2 protein-coding genes are annotated in these 23,952 nt (G+C 32.8%); both read right to left on the reverse strand.

The window, feature by feature from the left end; genetic code table 4:
- Positions 1–394 precede the first annotated feature (394 nt).
- Positions 395–7,720, reverse strand: coding sequence for a hypothetical protein (locus tag T416_RS0103255; RefSeq protein WP_031489379.1), 7,326 nt, complete (start codon positions 7,718–7,720; stop codon positions 395–397).
- A gap of 354 nt (positions 7,721–8,074) precedes the next feature.
- The gene (locus tag T416_RS0103260) at positions 8,075–23,944 is read right to left on the reverse strand and encodes a GUMAP protein (RefSeq protein ID WP_031489380.1); all 15,870 of its coding nucleotides are present in this window, start codon (positions 23,942–23,944) and stop codon (positions 8,075–8,077) included.
- Between the last annotated feature and the right edge of the window lie 8 nt (positions 23,945–23,952).

A 23,952-nucleotide genomic window follows, 5' to 3' on the forward strand; every position in this document is an offset into this window, starting at 1 on the left:
TGTTTTTTATTATATAGAAAAAAATTTATCATCAATTCAAAAAAAAAAAAAAAAACAGTTAACCTGGTTTTTGTACCATTCATCACATGTTGGTGTGTACTTTTTTTCTAAAAAAGTGAAAAATTGTCTCATTTTAGAAAAAAAGCGCATTACTTCCTTTTTCTATTAAAAGTAAGAAAATTTAAAACTAAGTTAATTTTTTTAGTTTAAATACAAAGAGTGTCAAGTTTGTTGTTTTATTTAATCATTCTTTAAATCAACTCCCCGGTGGAAGTAATCTCCTTCTTTTTATATATTCGTAGAAAAAAGAAAAAAGTTGACCAAATTGATCAACTTTTTGAGTTTGTGTTTTTCCTTCTTATTAACAAAAGTTTTTTCTTTTATTAAAATAAATTTACTTTGTTGAAGGAGTCGTGTTTGGTTGAGCGGGTACCGGTGGATTTGAACCCGCTGTTGCGCTAGTGTTACCTGTTGTTGAGGGTTGATTGTTTCCAACTTGTGAATTATTACTGTTTCCATTGTTTGGCACAGATGAACCTGTGTCTGGAGCACTCGGTGTTGGTGGAACAGTAGGTGCTGGAGCTGGAGCTGGTTCTTTATCTTTAATAAAGAAACCAAATGCTGCAACTTTACCTGCATTATTACCAGTGAAGTCAGCTTCGGTAGCATTTGTAGAACTAACAATACGGTTTTGTTTTTTTAACGAACCAGGTTTACCTTTTTTATTTTCCACATCACTCCAGATTTTATTCAAGTTAACACTTTGAAGATTTGCCTGCTCTTCGCTAGTTAAAGTATGTTCATAAGCATCAAGAACAGAGAATGAAACATTATCATGCCCACCATAAAGCAATCTTATTTGAATCCACATTACAACAATCTTAGTATTATCGTCACTTACAGCTGCGGCTAAAATACTTTCTACTCGACTTGTATGGCTTTCTTCTCTTCCTCTATTATGTTGACCTTTAGGTTGTTCAATCTTGAAAGACCATTTATAGCGCATATGACCATTGTTTAACAATGATGAACCTATCAAGACAGAACCAATTCTATTAACAACTTCTTGTTGAGCTGCTGATTTACCTTTCGGAAGATCGAATAATCTATGTGGAACACTCGGTCGTCGTTCAGGTACTTCAGGATAATCTAATATTCCTTGATTTGGTGCTGAAAGGAACCCGACTGTATTGTTAGTGACTTCACGGCTTGCAAAGATAGTAAATCCACCTTTAATATTAGGATTAACTCCTGTGAACACCTTATATTCTTGATTATCCTTATTTACAGTAATTTTGTATTGAGTACTATACTTTAAGTCATCTGTTAAATCAATTTCGTAGTATTTAGTACCATTTCCAAGGACAAATTCTTTAGTCACTGGTTCAAACGATTGTTTATCCTTCGTTGGGAAGAAAATTGGATATTCAACCTTCACAGTATATTTTCCAACAGGAACATTAAAGAATTTCAGTTTCCGTGTTTGCTTTCCATCTTGACTTTCAGATTCAAGAAGAACACTAGCTTCTTGTTTTTGTGGGTTTGTAAATGTTGTTTCGTCAGTTGTAATTAAATCTTTTTCTTTTGAAACAAAGGAAATTCCAGCAATTGCCGTTCCTGGACTATCAGGATTCATAAACTTAAATGTCGTGTGCTTCTTCGCATTCTTTACAAACTCATCCCAAGTAAGGGTTTTAAGGTCAATATTTTCATTATCATCAAGATAATAAACAACATCATCAAGCATCCCAAGTGCAGCCCCTTGACCACCAGATGCATCATTTAATGTAAGACGCATTCCCTTAAGGGTATTCCCATCACGTCAAATAAGACGTTTTGCTAGATCAAATTCCTTAAAGTACTTCGTACTGTATGCATTTTGTTCATCTTCGAAAAGAATAATATCATCGCTATTAAATGAAATTCAGTTACGGTTTGAGACATCTTGTCCTGTAAATCGGATTCGTCCGTATTGTTTTAAAGTATTAAAGAAGTTAGATCTTAGATGACTATCATACTTAAATCCGGTTTCAGTGGTATTATATCGACTATGACCTATGTTTGGATATATTGAAGGACTAATTAAGAAGTTAGCATTAAATGGTAATACTTTGTTATTCGTAACAAGATACTTGTTATATGAAACATCGTAATTGAAGACAGAACTATCATCGAAGTCCCCGTATTCAACTTCTTGTTGTGGGTTATTTAGGTGAATGAAAGCAATTGCGGTATTTGAACCCCTTGAGACAATCTTCTCATTAAGAGCGGGAGTACCCTCTTCGTTTAAGTAACGAACAATTGATGGTACCCCGAAGTCTCTCACACCCCGTTTTTCTGTGGTTGCTTTAAATTTAAAGCCAGATACATTAATGTATCTTTCCCCTGGGATGTCTCCGTTTCCTTGGTTTAGAAGACCACCTGACGATTTATAAAGAAGATTCTTCGTAAGTTCAGTGTAACTAAACTCAGAAATACTACGACGTCGGTCAATCAATTCTTCTTTTTCCTTCGCTTCAAGAATATTGACTTGGATGGTATTTCCAACTAGTCTAAATTCAAACTTAATTCCCTTAAGTTTAGCATTTTGACCAGTTTGGTTAGCAGTGTCAATAAAGATATACTCGTAGACTAGTTTGTCAGCTTCCTTCTTAAAGTATACTTGTTTACTACCTGTAACAAGAAGACGGTGTCATCCATATGCGTTGTTAGCTGACACTTGTGTACCATAAATCCCGATTTGTTCAAGGGATTTTGCAACTCTATCCTGTCAGTTATCCTTGTCCGCATACACTTCTTGTAGTGTAGTTACGGTATATCAGTTATTTAACTCGAAGTTACCAAGTGCTTTAACATTTGTCGTTACCTTTTGGTCTCCCCCAGATGTATAATTAGCCACGACATCAAAAGTATCAGAAGCAAGAGTCTTTTCAACATTATTGTCCTTATCAAGTAAGTCAATTTTATATTGATATGACTTAAGAATAGGAAGGTCACTGAAGTCTCAAATGAATTCATCATTATCATTTGTAAGAACAGTATCATATGTTGAAACTTGATTGTTAATACTCTTCTTATCTTTACCATCACTTAAGGTAATTCTAATGTTTCGCCCTACATAATCATCAATGTTTGTTAATTGAACACGACGGTATGTGTCATCAATACTAAAGGTACGATATTTAACTTCTTTCTTATCCTTATCGGTCTTAAAGTTACCACTAATTAGTTTAGTGTTATCATCAACTTTCGTAACGGTATACTCGTAATCAGTATTTTCCTTTAGATGATCAATTTCAAAGATAATCTTTCCATCGACAATCTGATAATCGTAGTTAACATCAAAAACATTCGTTTGGTCTACCTTCTTGTAGCTTAAATAAACTTTATTTGGTGCACTAACATTAGGGATGTTATCAAAAGTAATTGTTGCTTTCTCTTTTTTAGCTTCAATGTTAGTGTTGATGTTATATGTTGTAAATTGACCTTGTATGATAGGTGTTGCTGTGTCAAGAGTAAGTTCAGGAGTACCGTTGTCTGTCGCGTTTTGTTTAATAATCCCTGCTTTAATTGTTCCTTTAACCAGACGATAGTGGTAAGTTTTTCCTGGTGTTAGATGACTGAACTTAAGGTTGATTAGTTGTGATTCGTTTTCAGATAACGCAACACCATATTCCTTGTATGTACTGAAGCTAGCATCTTCTGAGTACTGCATTCTTAATACATCAAGAACTGTTTTTTCATTATCAGCTTCTTTTCCACGTTTCGCAATACTATACGAACCTTCACGTAGGGAATATGTTGGATTAATTAGTTTTACAACCGCATAATCGTTTCCAACGATTGTCTCTTCACTTTGTGATTTATTTGTTTTGAAGAAGTCCTCATATCCAAGAACGACTTCATTATTCTCATTTACTAATTTAAATTTATAAGTAGTATTCGGTGTTAAACCCTTTGTAAGAACAAATTCAAGGTTTCCTTCAAAAGTTGCTAGGTCAATTTGATCATTAATAGTAATTTCATTTGATTCATTACTGTATGAATCATCTGTACTATATTTAATTTTATATTTACCTTCAGGAAGAACTGCTTGACTACCCTTTAGGTCAGCTAGGTTATACTTCATAATGGTATCCCCTAGAGTCTTGCTTCTTAGTTTCGGAACACTACTTGTTTTAACATTATCTCGAGAGATAATCTTAGTTCCATTACTGTCAACAACAGCGAAGTTGTATTTTGTACCAGGTTTTAAGTTTTCAAATGAAACTTTAGCAGCATTGCTACCATCAATAGCTACATCGCCAACAAGGTGTCATTTTGTTGGATCACCTTGTGAAAGAATGTCATTAGACTCAATGTAGTACGCTTTTAATGTTGATGAGCTACCATCAGCACCTTTATATGCTTCAAGGTTTTGAAGGTTATATTCAACTGCACTTGTGTAGTTACCTTTTGAATCTTTTGTGTTTTTCAGAACATTAACAGTATCAGAATCGACTAATCGTGGTGGATTTTGATTAGGAACAAGAATGTCATCCAATGAGTTAGTTGCAATAACATACTCTTGGTTGTCTTTTTCAAGAGTCATAATAATTTGATATTTTCCATTGTGCTTGAAAAAGTCACGGAATTGTTGATCATTAGCATTTATCAATGGTCGAATTCTTACCGTATTTCCTTGACTACCATAGTTTCCAATTTTTTTAGTTCATTTTAAGTGGTTAAAACTTAAATCTTTAACACCTTTGGTAAATGTCTTTGTGTTAACAGTGGTAAATTCTTCATATGGACGATCATCGGTAATCATTTGAGCTCTAAAGTTGATGTTAGGATTGTTCGTTAATAGGTCTCTAATCTCTTCGATATTTTCAACCATAAATCCAGGGTTATTGGTATTGCTGCCGACAATTTTCAACTTTTGAACATGTGGTGTTTTTATTTCAGGAGTCGTAAAATCACGTTCTGCGATTTTAGTTAGAGTATCTGCGCTTTCTGCTTTCTCATAAACTCTAATTTTGTATGCTGTGTTCTTAGAAAGTCCTCGAAGTCATTGGTTACCACTATCAAGGTGACCATCTTCAGCGACTACACCATTAAAGCTCTTAACAGCATCATTCGTGTAATTCGCATCAGTAACTTGATTTAAAGCATCTTCTGTTCCAATCTTCACATGAACGGTTTTACCTTTATATTCATCAAACCCTTGAAGGACAGGATAAACATCGAAAGTACCAGTTAAAGTACTCTTCGCTTCGTGTTTCACTCAAATTGTTTTCTTTTGATCTTCTGTTGTAAACGAAGATTCAATCGTTACCTTTGCATCGTCATTTTCATTACCATAGAAAGTTTTACGAGTCTCACCAGCGATGCTACTCTTAAATTCGACATCGTCAGATTGAACATCAATTTTAACATCATAATGTGTATTTGGTCTTAAATTGTCAAGGTTAACTTCAATTTGATTGTTTGAGACTGTTTTTTCAACACTCATCATTTCATCTGAACCATCAGTATACTTAAGAGTAAGTTTCTTACCTTCAAGTGAATTAAGATTCTTAACAATCAATTGCTTTTCAGTATTCTTAAATTCAACTGTAGGTAGGTTGAAGTTAATTTCAAAAGTTTTTGTTACAACATTAACGTGATATTCACTATTTAAACCATTAACATATGAAACTTCAAAAACATATGGTGAATTATCAAGGTTTTCAATTTGTTTCGTAAATATTTTCTTATTTCTTAAGTCATTAAGGGTAACAAAAATGGTTTCGGTTAAATAGTCCTTTGGACTATCTTTAGGATAGTACTTAATGTTAATTGCTCTTGGTTCATACTTCAATGTACCATCTACATCAAGGTACCCGAAAGTATTCTTAACTGTAACGAAAACACCATTAAAGAGTCTGTTTTCAATACCGATAAGGTTACTTTCCTTATCTTCAAAAGTATTTTGGTCATCGTTCGCTTTGTTTGACGTTGAAGCAGTCCCTGTTTTAAAAGTACCATGTGAAAGCACTTCACCTTGACTTGTTTCAAGGATAAAGTTGTATACTGTATTTTGATCTAGGTTATCGATGGTACTTACTGCATACGATTCATTATTAATGCTCACGTGGGTTAGGTTAACACTTTTTTGTAGTGTCTCTCCAGCTTTATTGTATTTAAGAGTGACATTAGGGTATGCCTCCCCATCCTTCTTCTTTGATAAACCACCATCTTTTAAAGAAAGAATTGCTTTAGTTGATGTAACTGTTGATTTAGGAAGGTCAAAAGTAAAGCTTTGCTTTGTTCTAAAGTTAACTTGGTCTAAAATAGTACTGCTTGAAGTACCATTTGATCCAGCTTTCTTATAAATCAATTGAGCTTCATAATCCTTATTTTGACCTAAATCAGAAAGATCAAGTTGACCCTTGTCAAACCCAGGGATGTCTTTCACTTTCTTCTCAGTTCAAGCACCCGCTTGTTCTTTATCTCTATATCTTATATATAATTCTTCTTGATTAATGTTTTTACCAAGGTTATCAAGTTTAATATTAAGTCCATCTTTTGTTTCAACTTTGATTGTAGGAGCTTTCAGTGTTTTAAAAGATGCTGTATCTTTTTTTCCTTGTTCAAAGGTTTCGTATTCTGGTTCACCCTCGTACTTCACTTTGAATTCGTATGTATTATCAAAACCTAGGTCGTTCGTGAAAGTAACTTCAACTTTTCCATCATTAACAACATCCGCTGAAGTAACTTTCGTATAGTCTAAATTTGAACCAAGTGGTTTATATTCAATTTCAACTTTTTTACCTTCATTTTTTAAACCGTAAAGGATAATCTTATCAGATCCTTTACCAGCAAGATATGAATAAACAACATTATTTACTTGTGGAGTTTCAAAATTAAGTGGGGTTGCAATCTCTGTTTTTTTACCATTTTCATTAAGGTAGAATTCAGCAACATACTTCGTTCCTGGAACAAGCGGAAGGTTCTTGTCCTGTAGGTTAATTTGACCATTACCTGATATAACAGGAAAATCTTTACCATTAATGGTAATCGGAGCTTCGTTCGGTTTTGATGTATTCTTAATCACAACTTCAACATGATCAAGTTCACCTTCAAATTGCTTTAACGAAGAAAGACGGATGTTCGCATTTGTCGCACTCAGTACACTAGCAAATAATCGTGGCATCTTTTCTGTTTTTTGATCAAATGATGAAACTTTTTGACCTTCGTACTCAAACTCAAGAGTATACTCACTATTTTCATTTAACCCGCTAAATGTTACTTGTTCAGTATCCTTACTAATCGTAATTGACTTAGTTTCTTTTACTTGGTTAGTCTTTTTATCAACTAGTTTAACTTCAACCTTTTTCCCGTGGTGTTCCTTCTCATTTAAATTTGAAACATCGAAAATTAATGAGTTAAAACGTGCACTGTGAAGGACAGCATTTGGTTTGAAGTTTAAAGGTGGATTTGGTTTTTTCGTGTCACTCCCACCTTGTTTCGGATCTTCAGGTTTCTTTGGATCTTCTGGTTGCTTAGGAGTCTCAGGTTTCGTGTCTTCCTTCTTTTGATGATCAATCCCTGGTTTATGTTTTTCCTTTCCAAGACTAGCTTTTTGTTGCGAAAGCGGAATCGCAACTCCCGCTATAATTGATCCAACAACAAGTAAGGTGACAACCGAAATGGCCGCAATTTTTCCTTTTCTTCGTTTTTGATCAGTACTATTCATACATACTCCTTTGGTATTCAAAGTAAAAAAGTAGATGAAATTATAAAGAAAAAATTTTTTTATTAGGTCAAAAAAAAAAAAAAAAAAAAAAAAAGGTCGATTATTCGAAAAAAACTTCACAAAATGATGAATCAACTCTATTTTCACTCTCTTTATTTCCGGGTTTCTGGAAACAAAAAAAGCGGAAATGCCCTTTTCGTATTCAAATTATTTTGACAAATGCTTATTTCTCCTTGTTTAAGCAGAAATTCGGTTTCTCCTTCTCATCCTCCTTCTTTTTTTAATCATTCTCTTGTTTATATATTCGTAAAAAATGAAAAAAGTTGACCAAAATGATCAACTTTTTTTAACTTTTTATTTCTTCGCTAATTTATTTTTATTTTTTAATAACTTTTGCCGTTTCTTAGTAAACCATATCGCAAGCGGAATAGCAAGAGCTAGCACAAAAACAGAAAGAACTATTGGAAGTCAAATATGAATTTTGGTTTTTTTAATATCAAAAATTTCACGTTCTCCCTCTTCAACATCCGGTGCAGGAGCTGGTAAACTGTAAATAACACTAACAAGAGTTGGTTGTTTATTGTGATCACGGATAATTAGTTTCTTACCATCTTCACGGAACTCAAAAGTGACCTTGTTCAAATCAACCTTTTCCTTTCCATAAAGTTGACGAACAATACTGTGTTTAGCGAACTCGGACGCACTCATTTGTTTACCATCCGGAGCACCTTTTTTCTTCATATCACGGATTAAAATCGATAGTGCATCCTCGTTTAGTTCAGCTGCTCGGTATCCTGTATAGTTATCTAGGACATATGGACGATCTTTTGTTTCAACGATGATTTTAACAATCGGTGTAGTTGAACCAGAACCTTCATCCACACGATAGAAGGTGATAATGTTATCATCCTTCTTAATGTTATATTCATTTAAATCAAATTCGCGGTTTCCAAGCTTAACATACTTCTTACCGTTTCGTAAGACTGCTTTTTCATTGATCTTTTCCTTGATTGCTTCAAGTTGATTTCCATTAAACTTGATCGCATCAAGGTCGTTTCCGATTTCAATGTAGTTTGTGCTAAGAGTATTAACAATACCGGGGATAGTTCCAATAAAGTCATTACCATGTTTCGTTGAAACTACTTTAATGATGTTTTTCATCGCATCGTACTTCAATGAAGTGTCCTTTGGATCTAGACCAAGTTTAGTAATGTACTCATTAACTTCCGGACTATTAATAGCATCTGCTTTAATAAACTGATTAGGTTGTTCATTCAGTTTAGCAACTAAATTGTTATAAGCAATTTCGTTATTAAATTGTTCGATGGTTGAATCAATGGCTGTCATGTAGTTTGTCCGGTCGATAATATAAAGAGTGTGATTAAAACTATCAATAACAATCGAGTCATTATCAATTTTCTCTTTATCCTTTAAGACATCAACACTTGGTTTCTTCATTAGGTAATTTAAATTACCTAATTTTATGAATGTTCGCTGGTCAGTATCTTTATTAAAGTTAGGTTCACTACTTTCAAGCTTGCTTTGCAGTTCATCAATTTCGTTTTGTCTGTTTAATAAAATACTATTAATATGAGAAATAGGTGTGTTTTCGTTAACATCATTATTATTGTAAAGTTCAGTGTGATCAATAACACGTTTTACATTGTAAATAATGATGTAAACTGGTGAATTACTAACCGGATCTCCTCCTTGAACAATGTATCTGTCTTGGTTTGGACGGTATTGAACTTCTGCATCATCTTTAACACTAATTAAACCAGCATTAACATCTTTATTTTTACTTACTAAAGACTTAAAGTCACTGTTTACAATCAAGTTGCTATATCTTGTATGTATCTTATATTGTAAAGGTTGATCCTTATTTTCCTCTTTTGTTATATTATTCTTAAAGATTTCGTTAATAAGGTAAGTTTTACGATGATCAACAGTCGATGCATCAACATTAAAGAAGACACGATTATCGAAGTTAGTTTCAGGACCAATTGCTGCAATGAATGTCTTTTTCGAAGGATCACGACGACTCTTTAGGAATACTTTATAGTATCCACCTTCAACCGCAATGACTTCAGCAAACTTTGGATTAAACGTTTTCTTACCAAGAGTGACATTACCCCCTTCGTTTGTTTGGAGATTATTAATTTTCTTTAGAACAGCATCTTCAATAAAACCATTTGATTGGATGATTTCTTCAACAGAAGGATAGAAATCATCTTTTTCCTTAGTATCAAGAACGTATGGAACTTGATCGATGAGATGTACATCTGGTTTACCTTTATTCTTCGGTTGGTTCTTATCAAGAATCAACATAATCTTCTCTGGAGCAATTAGTTTTATCTTCGCATTTGTAAGATCAAAGTCATTAGTTGTGTTGGTTAGGAACGAAGTTAGTTCGGTGTTATCAACTTCGGCAAGGGATAGATATCGATCTTCCTCATTTTCATTAAGGTTTTTATTCCGTAATTGTGTTACTAAACGTTCAAGATTCTTAACTTCACTAAAGATTGTATTACCAATAAATCGTTCGATATTATAAGTGTAATCATCAACAAGTACCAGTGGACTTGTGTCCTTATTACTATCATTGATTGTGTAATGATGAACACTATTTAGAGTGATATAGAACGGAGGAACAAGTTTATTTCCTTGATTAAAGACTCGTTTATCTCCTTCAAGTGGTTTATTTGTGAAACCTTGATTAATCGTCTTCACAAAACTATTGTTGTTTAAAAGAACATTTTCAGGAAGATAGAGTTCTCGTGCACTATAAACACGCGGAATATCATTTAGAACAAAAACCTTACCACTAGTTGCTTTGTTATCCTTAATGACGATTTGGTCACGAGCATCATCGTAGAAGAATGTAGCATTCTCATCGTTCACATCAAAGTCATGATTCTTTGTTAAATAACTAATTAGTTCTGGATGACCTTGAATAATCTTTTTCAATGGAACTTCTTTTTTATTTGCTCCTGGAGTGGCATCTATTTTACGATAATCATCAAGTAGCTTAAAGACATCATTAATCTTCTTAGGAGTATTTAGACCAAAGTCACCGACCTTATTAAGATCAACAATATCATAATCACTAAGTTGTGTTTCATCGACTAGCGAAAGAAGTTTCTTTCTCGGATTCTTTTGAACAATATCAATCGACTTATCAGGGTTGTTAATGATATCAAGGTTAGAAACATCGTATTTAACATTATCAATTGTTATTACTTTCTTGCCACCTTCATCCGTCGCAAGTTCATTAAGTTTCTTGCGATAAGCCTCTTCAACACTCTTCGCAATTCTTACTTCTTCATCAGTTGCAATTAATAAATCAATTTCATTTTCACCAAACGATTGAAGGTTAATATCGTTTGTAAAAGTAAAGACATAAACTTGACGTTGCACCGTGTTAACACCACGAATGACATAAATGTTGTCGTCAACTTTTTGAATTTCAGCTTCTCGTCAGTTGAATTGTTTTTGACTTGTTAATGTTTGAATCATCTTCGTTGAAACAAGATCACCATCTGGTCCTCGAAGGGTATTTAGTTTGACAAACTCATCATTTGTAGTCATATCACGATCTAGTTTGAAGATGAATTCAAACAATTGTTTTTGACTATCAAATTCAATTGAAGATTTCAATCCATTTTGATCATACACAATACCATCTACAAGGTAGATTGTCGTTTGACCATCAACTAGTTTATAGTGTTGGTCAAGAGTCTTGGTGATTGTTGTTGAAGATGTAAATTGATGGTTATCAATAGTTAATTGACTATTCTTAATTTTGTCCTTCAAGAACTCTTCAACCGAAAGATTCTTCTTCACAATTTCGTGTGTCTTATAAACACTACTTGCTAACTTAACTTTTTGGATATTATAAATAACAATATATTCCTCTTGACCACTCACATTAGTATTAATAGTTAGTCGGTCATGAGCGGCATCATAGTAATAAAGTGCAGTCTTTAAACCATCTTCACTTCGATACTTAGATGGAAGGATCGAGTCCTTATCAAGAATCTTCACTTTCTTAATAAGAGCATTTTGTTCTTCATCAGTAGTCGTAAAGAGATGAGTAATGTCCTTTAAGTATCCGAAAGTAACTCCACCCTTAGTTACAGTTCCACTAGGGTGCTTTGCATTTTCAAGTTCATAGCGTAGGTCATAAACTGATTGAATGTTAGTAAATTCTTCCTGGCGAAGAGCATCAATTCGGGTAAAGTCAGGTCAAGGGTTATTTAAGATGACAGACACCTTAACTTTCGTATTATTATCAATAAACGAAAGTGTACCGTCCCGGTTGTCTTGGATTGTCATGTTATTTGGGTCAAAGACAACACCGTTAATATGAATCTTACCATCATCACCTTTTAGAGAATTTTTGATTGCCTCTTCGAAGTTTCCATTGTGATTTAAAATGGCATTAATATCAGGTAAATGTTTATTTTCCTGGAAGGCATCATCTTCATCAGATACCTTAGGAATATCTTCAAGTACAACAACAGACTTACCATCGTGAAGCACTCAATAGTCCTTACCCTCAATACTTGCGATTACTAGTTTTGACTTGTCAAAATTAGTTAATACATCGCTTTCTTTAATAAATTGATTCAACTCAGTATTAGCCGCTTCTTTAACAGATAACCCATTCTTATTTTCATTAGATAAGAAAATCGATTCAACATTTTCAAGTTTCCGGTTTTCAACTTCCTTACGAAGGCTGTTAAATGCTTTGAAGTTTTTGAAAATAGTTGATGCATTAACCTTCTTATCAATAAAGTTAAAGTCAGATATTACATAAATCGGTAACTTCTTATTTGTCGTGTTACCATCGGTAATAATGTAGTCGGTTAAATCAACTTTATTCAATTGAACATTAACACTAAAATCGAAATGGTTCAATTGACTAGTACTTCCGTTAACAGCAGATTTTAGTTTTTCTAGAACATAGTTATCAATTTCAGTAATATGACTAATCGCATCATCGTGTCCAACAAAGTCAGTGATTCTTATCACTCGTGGAACATTCTTAATAACAAATAGGTATCCATTATCATTGCTATCTGGTGCTTTATAAATAGAAATCTTATTGTTGCTCTTATCATACTTAATAGTAGCACCGGATAGATTAGCAAAACTAAAGTTACGGTCGATAACACTACTTAGATAAGGATGATTTAAAATCCGACCAGCATAAGGTTTTTCAACCTTATCCTTCATATCAATTAGTTTCTGGTTGCCAACTAAGTTATCCTTTTCATACGAAATTTCTTCGGTAATGTCTCGATAACGACGATAGTTAGTTACATCCGCCTCGACACTTCGGGAAACCGGATATGGTTTGACTGGAACAATCGTAATTGGTTTATCACCTGAAATACCAATGGTAATTGATCCATCCTTATTATTAGTAACTGTAATGTCATTAGGATCATATTCTTTACCATTAACAACTACTTTACCATTGCTGTTAGTGTTCTTACTAATAAATGCTTTTTGTAAATCACCATCAAAACTAATTAAATCATCAATACTTGGAAGGTTACTTAAATTAATGAAAGTAGGTAGGTTGTTGATTACAAAAATCTTTGAGTCAACACGATTATTTTCCTTAATGTAAAGCACATTAAGCCCATCTTGTTCAATAATCCCAACGACAGCATCGCGTGCGTTAACACCAATTTTCTTAAAGTATTCATTGATTTGATCATCATTTAGATCAAGGAGACGCATTTCCCTGATTGGTTTATCGTGACTGGTGTCTTCTTTATCAAAGACAGGAGAAATCTTCTTCAGAATTGCTACAGTATTGTTTAGTTTTTTATTATCACTAAAGACAATTCGACTTTCTATTGGTTGAATGTACTTTCTTAGATCAATGATGAAGTATTCTTCATCGCCAACAAGAAGTGACTCATGACCTTTAGTAGGACCTTGATAAATTGGTTGACTTTGCGGTCTAAAAGTATAAGCACCAAGCCGATATTCAGTATGTTTATCATTTAATGCTTTAATATTCTTCTCAACAATATCTCCTGTTTGGTTATTGTTAAAAACAACATCGTTTAAGTTATATACCTTGTTCGCATCGATCACATTATAAACATTTCTTGCAATCAGTGATTCTTCGTTGTTAAAGATGTTAATGGTATGATATGTCGGATTGTAGAAAATTTTCAAGTTCAATTTCTTATCGAAATCAGCCGGTAGTATCTTCTTAAATTCAGGGTCCTTCAAGAATTCACTTGCATCTTCCTTATCAGTATACTGACCATTGCTACTTAAATTTCATAACTTTTCAAGGAAAAGATAAGTATTTAATGGATCAAACTTCCATGAGTCAGGAACTGATACCGGATGTAGATTTGGTAGTTTCTGGTTACTTGGAACAATGTATGTTCCAAGTAAACTAGCCGTTTCAAAACTATCTCCATTAAAGATAGCAATTTCGTTTGGTTCAACATTATTATTAAGTTGTACAAAAATCTGCTTAACATTAACATCAAGTCCATTAACTTTCATTGTCGTACTACCATTAAGACGACTCATAATTTTGTTCTTAATAGCAAGTTCAATTCTTTGTTTATGGTTATAAACATCTTCACCAAAGTCAATCAATTCTTCACCATCAACAACTGGATAAACAACCTGGTTATTAATTTCAAGGTCATTAATAATAGTAGGTAGATTAGTAATCAGAAGTGCTTTCTTTTGATTGCTATCATCCTTACCAACAATTAAATAAGCAAGTTGATTCTTGTAATTAACAACCTTGATTTTCGCTTCTTTTCCTATATCTCGTGCATCAAGAATTTCATTTAGCGAATTAAGTTTCTTAAGTTCTTCATTCTTTTCAATCTCAACAAAATCGCGACCAGTATTGTTTCTTATAATTTCAACATCATTTCTTACCCGGAACTTTCCTACTGCATTCGCATCATAAATAGGAAGGTATTTGATTTCATCAAGGATAAAGATAGGGTAAGAATTGAAATTCTTATCTGTCTTATTTTCAGGTCTTAACTCAATACTATTTGACTTCGCATTAAAATCTTGAGTTATAAGTGGAAGTTCAATATCAAAACCATCAACGGTCGAACCGATATGTTTAATTTCCTTACCTTTTAGGGTATTCTTCGGAAGTTTATTCAAGTTTTTTTCAACAGTTTCTTTAACCTTAAATTCATTGTTAACAACATCGTCGATAGTATAAAGATCATCGTATCTCGGTAGACTTCGAGGAACATTGTTAATAATCCAGTGAACAGCTTTGCCAGCAGTATTAACTCCACGGAAAACAATCATTCGTTTGTCACGAACAAACTCAACAGATCCATAATCAAGATTTAATGAAAGTGGTTTGTGAGTCGAAATATAACTTACACTCTTAAGTTCAGATGTTACTGTTTTTAAATTTGGACTAAGAGAGCTTGCTGGAGCTTTGTCGATTAATGTTGAAAGAAGATATGCATCACGTGGTTGAAGTGTTGTCTTAATTCCAAGAGCGTCTGTGACATGGAATTCTCCAAGATTTGAAAGCGGACTGAATTCCTTCTTTCTAATTTGTGTTAAACCACCACGACCGTCGTCTTGTTTTAAATAATAGATAATTTCATTATCTTTGTTTTGGAAGCGAAGAACAATTTTATCAGCATCAATTGCTTCATCAAAAACTTTCAACTTACCATCTTTTGTTGGAATGTTTGTGTTCTTATTCTTCAATTCTGCATCAAGTGCTTCGTTAACATTACCAAAGTGGTCATAAATAATCGTATCGCGTGTAGGGAAGTAAATTCCTGATGGGTCAACAACAATCGGTAACTTATTAATGAAGAAATGTTTCACCTTACCATCGTTTGTTTTTCCAGTAGCAATAAGAACACTACCTTTTACACGTAGTTCATCAATGCTCGTTAGACTAAGTGCGGTTTTCTTTTCTTCAAGGAAAGCTTTTAGAGTCGCTACTTTCGAAGCATAATTAGATTCAAAATCACTATATTTAACCGCTTCACCGTGTGAACTTCTTACAAGTTCAGCATAACCTTTGAAGTTAGCATCCTCATTTAACTTTAGTTTTGATCCATCATAGATTTCTTTTTCATATAGATCAACATCATAAATGAAAATTGGTACAGGACTATCCATAGTCCCTTGACTACCATCTCCCTTTGGAATCTTGAACTTAAATTGGTAGTAACCTTTATTGTTATCCGCCTTACTTGAAGGATTAACTTCTACTTGACTTAATTGAACACCATTAATTCTTCCTAACTCATTCATCGTATCCTTCGCAATAGTAGGAAGGTCAAGTTGGGTTCTTGTTGATACATGATCAACAAGTGAAAGTTGATTATAGAAGATTCGACTATTAAACACATAAGGAACATTCTTTAGAAGAAGATAGTTACTTGTTGGTTGAACGGTGTCGTAGATTAGAACGGAGTTATCACTTCTGACAAGAAGACTAAGGGTATTAGCTTCATGAACCATTTTCTTTTCATCCGTCATCTTATCAAAGTCTTTAATCTTTTCTTTAATGACATGATTTAGTTCTTTAAGAGATTTTCTATTCTCTTCCTTGTTAACTTCGTTTTTAAGTTCGTCAGCAATAGTAAATAACTTATGTACTTCTTCAGCAGGAGCATCTTTATAGTCAGCAAAAGCAATCTTTTCAAGTGGTTGACGAAGGACAACATAACCAAGGATGGTACCACTCGTTACTTTACCTTGTTCATTTGTATCCTTTTGAAGTGTTCCATCGTTCTTATAAATAATTGTATGTCGTCTTGAAACACGGTCATAATCGACAAAGATTTCATTCTCCGTTGCTCTTAAGTTATCAATTTCATATTGATCATTATTACCTTTAATTCAACTAACCTTAAAAGCACGGTCGTAATCAAAGTTAGTATTAATAACATCAAATACCGTCGGTGTACGAAGTTCACCACGGTCGTTTGTGATGTTAGGAATTTTGCTTATCTTATATAGATAAGTTCGTTCAGGAAAACCAGATCCATCATTCTTCTTTGTCGCTTGAATAATGATGCTATTCGCTTTATTAGTGTTAGTAAATTTATACTTGATATCAGTGAAGTCAGCACCTTTATTCTTTAAGGTTTGATCAAGAAGGTAATCAAAAAGTGCTTTAACATGATCTGCTTTTAAAGCATCCTTATTTACATAATTTCCACTACTTACAGTTTTTAAAATATAGAGACTATAAGGATTAAAGTCCGCAGGTGCCTGTCAAGTGATTTGATCATGATACTTGTTCGAGTTTACAAGATACATCTTCTTAGTAGTTGATGCACCATTACTTTCTTTATAAGAAATATAAGAGAAGTTTTCGTTATTATCAAAGAAATGGAACTCTGGACTAAACATCTTATATCCGTCAAGGATAACTGATCCATCACTTTCCTTCGGAAGAGCATTAATATAAGTATCAACCTTCGTTTTAATATCAAGATTAACACGGTTTGAAGCGCCAACGAAATTAGGTAATGCTAGTTCTTTGTTTGTTGTGTATCGTGGAAGATTTGAAATAACTACGGCAACTGGAGTTTTTCCTCCATCTTTAATAATTAAGGTGTCTTTTTGGTAAAGAACTTCGTTATTATTATTGATAACATCATTTCTTACATAGTTTACAGTAAGTGATTGACTGCTTGTTTGAAGAAGAGTCGCTTTTTTATTTTCTTCGGAAAGACTATCGTAATTTGGTAGTTTTGAAAGTTCAGATAGTTGTTCTTTGAAGTCAAAAGTAACTTTACCAGAAGCATCACGCTCTTGAAGGAACGATTGGTCAAAAGTATTAAATAGTTTATCTCTCGGAGACGCTACATATCCACTACCTTTTTCAATATTGTTATATAAATCAACAAGGAATTTAGCATTAGCTAAAGAAGATAAATCCTTCATTTTATCTTTATGTGAACTAGATGAAACAATAGTGTTTTTAGCATCAACAAATACAACATTTGAAAGTGGTGTTTCGGTTTTAATTAAAGTTGAAAGTGTCTTACCATTATTAACTTCTTTAAGAGTAATAATGTTATTAATGTAGTCGAAACTAAATTGAACTTGATCCTTATGGTATTCATTACCGCCGATTGTTTTCGATGTACTATTACCAAAGATATTTTCTTTAAGAAGATCTTTAAGTTCCTTGCGCTTTTCAATTAAATCATTAATTGAAGGAACTTTAACCCCTACTTTTGTATCAAGGAAGATACCTGGAAGATGTGAGATAACAATTAGGTGACGACGCCCTTTAATTCCGTTAGAGTCTTGTGCTTTTTTACTAAAAACAACAATTGTGTCCTTATACCGGATAAGAGCAACTTCATCATTATCCTTGAACAAAGTATCTAGTGAAGTGTCTGCTTTTAGATAAGCTTTAAGGTCAGACACTTTATCATTTAAGTCACTTAGTTTCTTTTCATCCTTATCAGAAAGAGATTCGTAAAGTTGTAGGAACTTCTCATTATCCTTAAATACTTGTTCTCCATTATGAGTCTTATCGTTTGATCCAGCATTTGTTTTCGGATCAAAGATATAATCATCAATTATTTTAATGACATCGTTGCCTTTTTTAATTTGATAACCATATTGGAAGTTACTTGACGAATCATATGTATATCCATCAAGGACATATTGATTATTAACCTTAGCGCCAAATAGTCTCGCGATTTTATCATTTATGGTGTTTGAAAGATTTGAAGATGCATCAACATAGTCTCTTCAAGTATATAGTTGTTCTCGTCCAATTAATTTCGGATAAGGGGAGTCATATAAAACAATTGCAAGTCGTTTGTGGTTAGTCTTATCAGCGATTGTTAAAATTTTTCTAGTGTCATCAAGACTAAGTTCGACCTTATCAATGTCAATTTCTTGATCATTAATGATTAATTTACCGTTGTTAACCTGAGTTTGTGGTCGAGATGAAGGATTAGTTAAATAAGTATCCTTTCACTTCTTCAATGTAGCTTGATATTCATTACCATTTGCATTAATGATGTCAGCTTCTGTTGGTTGAACTAGGAAGTCACTAGTTGCTTTTATTACATTAGGTACATTATCAATTAAATAGATTGCTTTCTTATTCGGATTAAAGTTTTCACTAACATATCCTTTAACAATGAATCTTCTTACAAGGTTACCCTTACTATCTTTAAAACTAACAAACTTAACTTTAACCTTTTGATCATCAGCATTTGGGGCAGTTTCATTTGCTAGTTTCTTTGAAACATCATAGACAAAAACACGATTATTCTGTAAGTTTTCATTATTAATCTTAACAAGGTCGCTGTTGTTATTTAAATCATACTTAAATGCTTTTGTCACATCAGTTTCGGTGTTTGTCGCATTTGTAATAGTTTCAAGAAGTTTATTGTAATCAGTAAAAGAATGTTCTCCATCTACATTAGAAAGGAAATAACTATATTCATCAAAAACCCCAATTTCTCTCTTAACTGTTGGGTTGTTATTATCAATTGGTTCATCTGATTGAATTGTAATTAAGTTTCTTTGTTTTAAATAAGGAAGAACCTTTGGATTTTTAATATAGTTACCAGCAATTAATTTAGAGTCTTGATGATTATTATCTTGTGAATCAGGAATCTTATCAACTTCACTCTTAAGAGTTTCAATGATTTCTCCGTTTTTCTTTAAGATTTCATTAATAAAGTGGTTTTTAGCTGCATCGCCGGTTTCATTTAATGCAGAATTAGCATTTTTGAAAATTTCATAGCTTCAAACTGTTGGTGGAAGCGAGTAAAGAACTAATGCACTAGGTTTTTTTGAAACAGGATTATTACCATTTAAGTTTTCAGTTACATCTGAATAATCGTCAAGGATAATTAATCGTTGATGAGCTGAATCATATTTGATTTTTGCAGAAGTTGAGTTTTTTCTTAAATTTAATCCGTAGTTATCAACAAGTTCATTGTAGGTTGTAAATAGTTTATGGGCAAACTTAGTATTTTGATTACTATTTTCAACATCTGAGACACTATAAAGTGTATCTGGTTCAAAATTCTTTCCATTTACCTTCAATGTTAATAAATTATGATACAAATCATAATTAGTAAATGCTAAATCATCACCATAGTTGTGTTTACTCTTATCATTATCATTTGTAAGGTGAGCAGATAAGAACTTAACTTCAGGAATTGGTTTATCCGCTTTAACTTCAACTGTTGCACCAGTTTTTATGTTTTTTACGGTAAAAATTCGCTTATTATAGTCAATATGACTAATTTCAAGCTGTTTAATGTTGTCAACTCTAATGTCTGGATTATTTTCTGCACCAAAAATAATTTGACCATTTTTCTTTAGAACATTCGAGTTATTAATTTGATCAAGAAGATAATCCTGAGTAGTCATATTCATTTCTATAAGATTATTGACTTCAGGGATATTGACATTAATCGTATTAGCATAATAAATTAGTGGAAGGTTTGTAATCCGGATATTGTAACGTTGGTGATCAGGATTAACAAACGGTTTAAGAACATCGCGGATAACATAAGGCACTGTACGATCAACCTTAGCACTAACCACTAATTCATCTCCAACACGGTAAACTTCAATGTCGGAAATAGTTCTTCTCTGATTTCTTTCGTGATTTGGAAAACCAGCTAAAAATGTTTGTTTATTTGCTTCTTCAGTAACTTTATCATTGATTAATTTAACAATTTCCGAATTATTTTGGATTGAGTTTAATTTTTTTCCCTCATCTGGTTTCAAAACCCCTTCAAAAAAGTTTTTAAATTCAAGTTCCTTACTACTAAACAGAACAGAACCGTCTATGGTATTAACTTCATTAATATCATAATCGAGAAGAAAAATATTTTTCTTCTCACCACCAGCTGTAATAAAGGATAATCTAAATCTATTTTCGTCACGTATTGGATAATTAGCAAATCCATCTGATTCGGGATTAAACAGATTCTTACCAGCTGTTGGGTTAGTTAAACCATATAAACCCTCGAATTTAGGACTGTAAACATGTAGGTTTTCTGTAAGTACCTTTGCTCCTTCGATACGATTAGAATTTGGTAGATTATTTATTTTATTTTTTAAAGCAAGTTCACGATTTCAACCCGCTTTCGCTAAATCAACTGGTGAAATAATGTTATGGGTAATTTCCACAGAGCCAAATTTATCAATAATAAAATTAATCGGATCAGGAATTTCGATAGTCTCCGAACCGTTTTTAACTTTTTTTGTTCTAAGTTTTAAAACTAATTTTTTTTGGCTATCATCCCAATCTTTATAATATCCGTTGTCACTAATAGTAACAATACCATTATCAGGCCAATATTGTATCGTTTCAAGACCAGTAAGAACTCCTGTTGTATAATCATTGGAATAACGATAACTATTGTTTGTATAAAGTTTATTTAAATCAGGATAATTAGGGTTTCTTTCTTTAAAATAGTCAATAAAATATCCACCAATTTTCATCGATGGTTTACTATGGTCGGCCGCTCATACATCAGCTTCAGAAACTCAACCATAATTAGCATAACCATCACGTAAGTCTAGTTTTGCCTGTTCATCATATAAAAATTTTTTTGGTGGTTCACTCGGATTATGAATAATTTGGTGGTTTTGAAAACCTTTTGGTAAAGATGTGTCAGCAGGTAATGAAGGAATTGGATTGGAATAATTGACTTCTTTTGCTGTTTCAACTAATTTTAAAAAATAATAAATGGTAAAAGCACCATCATCAAATGCTGCACTATTATGAATTAAAAACTTATTGTTACTAATCGAAGTAGTATCAAGACGTTGACCTCACGGGAATTTAATGTCAAGTATATCCTGCGAATTATAGTTATTAACAGGTGTGCTTGAAATCATAGGAAATCAAGGTTGAACTGTAGTGTCTAAATATTTAACAATTCCTCGAAGACGCATCATTCCTTTATTAATTTCAGTATTTTCATAATAACCTGACGGTTTTTGGTCTATTTCTACCAAAGCATAGTGGTCACGTAAAAGAGATTCGTCAATTGATTTAAGTCCATATTTATCGTTACTTTTACCATTATAAAAACTTAAAGGAGCGATTTTTTCGAGATCAAGCTCTTTTCCATAAAAATCAAGATATCTTTTCCCTCCTCTTTCAAAAGAACTTTCGTTTTTTAGTTTTTGGTAAATAACCCAACCAGTTTGTCCTTTACCATAAAAGAGGTTTCAAATATTTTCATCAAGCCCCTTGTTTCTAATAGCAGGTAAATTTTTAGTTTCTTGAACAGGGCCTGTTTTACTTTCTCGAATTCGACTATATTTAACAAAGTCACTTAATTTTGGTGCTTCAAACTTTGTTTCATCAACAATACGAGGGAATTCATCAATTAGGTAAGTTACAGGTTTTGTCGCAAAATGGTCACGGCTCTCATCGGCCGCATTTAATTCACCTGGTTGGTGACCTCAGTTATATGAAACCGCATTCGTAATTAGCAATCCAAGACGGTCACCAAAGTCGACAATTTCAAGTTTAATATCATCATATAAATATTCGAATTCATCCTTGAAATCCATATCAAGTGAACGTTCATCACGAAAAACATTTTCACGTGTTATTGATCTATTTTCAATGGCGACACCATTCACCTCTCCACCGTTTTGACGATCAAGCGGTAAACCGTTACCATACTTGAAAAAATGATTAAAAAAGTAAGGGTGGTTGGTTGTTGCTTTTTTTAAATCCAAGGCCGATATTCTTTTTTTATTCTTAAAAGCTTCATAAACAGCAAGTACTCCTTGGTAATACTCTTGTCCATAAGAAACATCTGCAAAACTACCAATTGTAAAAATATAGGCTTTTGATTCAAAAATGTGGTACTTCTTACCATCATTAACTTTTCTATTTATATCAATAAATCTTCAAGAAATATTAGGATTCCTATTAATCATCTTTTTATGCTTTAGATGATCACGACTATTGATTCAAACATTTTTGTTTATTTGACGAACATTTATACTTCTGAAAGTGGCAAACTTATCAAAATCAGATATATTAAATTCACCAAGTGTTATATTTCCGTTTTTGGGAGTATACTTTTTCTTAATTAAACCTTCTACATCAATCCTATCCTCGGCTCTCTGTCCGTTTTTATCATATTTCAAGTTAGGATTGGCATAGGGACTAAACTTGGTGACATCATAATGTTTGTTTCGGTACAAATCAAAAGTATCAAGTAACTCATCTACTTCAATAAAAGTATCATAATCAGGAAATAAGAATGTAGAGTGATTTTCGGTGTCATATGCGACTAAAGTCTGTGCATCACTATCGTAAAAAAACTTGGCTCGTGATGGATCAAAATGAGCCGAAAAATTATCTTTATTATGACCAATGATATTACCAACTTCATTTACATATTCAGTATTCCCATAGAAAATTGTCTCATTAGGTTTCACTGTACGTTCATCTTTTGTATTTGATCAATCTCGATAGTGAATAGTTTGTCCATTAACCTTCTTAATTAGTTCATCTTTAAAATCAAGGCGTGGAATATCTATTTTAGCTTGTTTATTAAGAGCACGTATCTTAGTCATAAAGATAGCTTTATATACAAATTCCATATGCTCTGCACTAGCTACTTTGTAATTTATAACAGGAATAACTCTGGAAGTGCTTTGGTCATTGTTAACATAAATATAAACTTCACTATTTCCCTGGTTAAGATGAGGGTCTTTACTCGCAAAGGTAATACTATTCTCATCTATTCATTCAGTACCAAAGCGTATTTTACCATCAGATTCACGATATCTATCTCCATAGTTTTCTTTGTTAAATAGTGAGGCAATTGCCTTTCGATAGATTTTTTGTGCTTCATCATCGGTTAGATTAATTGTCTTTCTAATTCTTGTATCGTGTCCATATTGAAAAGCTTTTTCTCGTTGAATAGTTGCTTTCTGATTGTCTTCTCTCAATAATGCTTTAATAATTTCGTGTGTAAAAGGAAGATATAAAACATCACCATTAAAAAAGGAAGCCTTTGGTCGTTCTTTCCCAAATTCATATTCATCAAGATTTGGAGAACTATCATCTACAATATAGTGCAAATTACTTTTGAAATTAACATCCTTCGCTTTTAAAAGAGGACTTAAAAGGACAGCGAGAGATAAAACAGATGAAAGTGATGTGTATGTGACAACTTTTTTTAATTGTTTTTTATTCTTCATATGTGATA

Source organism: Ureaplasma canigenitalium ATCC 51252, assembly GCF_000712165.1.
Taxonomy (GTDB): Bacteria; Bacillota_I; Bacilli_A; order Mycoplasmatales; family Mycoplasmoidaceae; genus Ureaplasma; species Ureaplasma canigenitalium.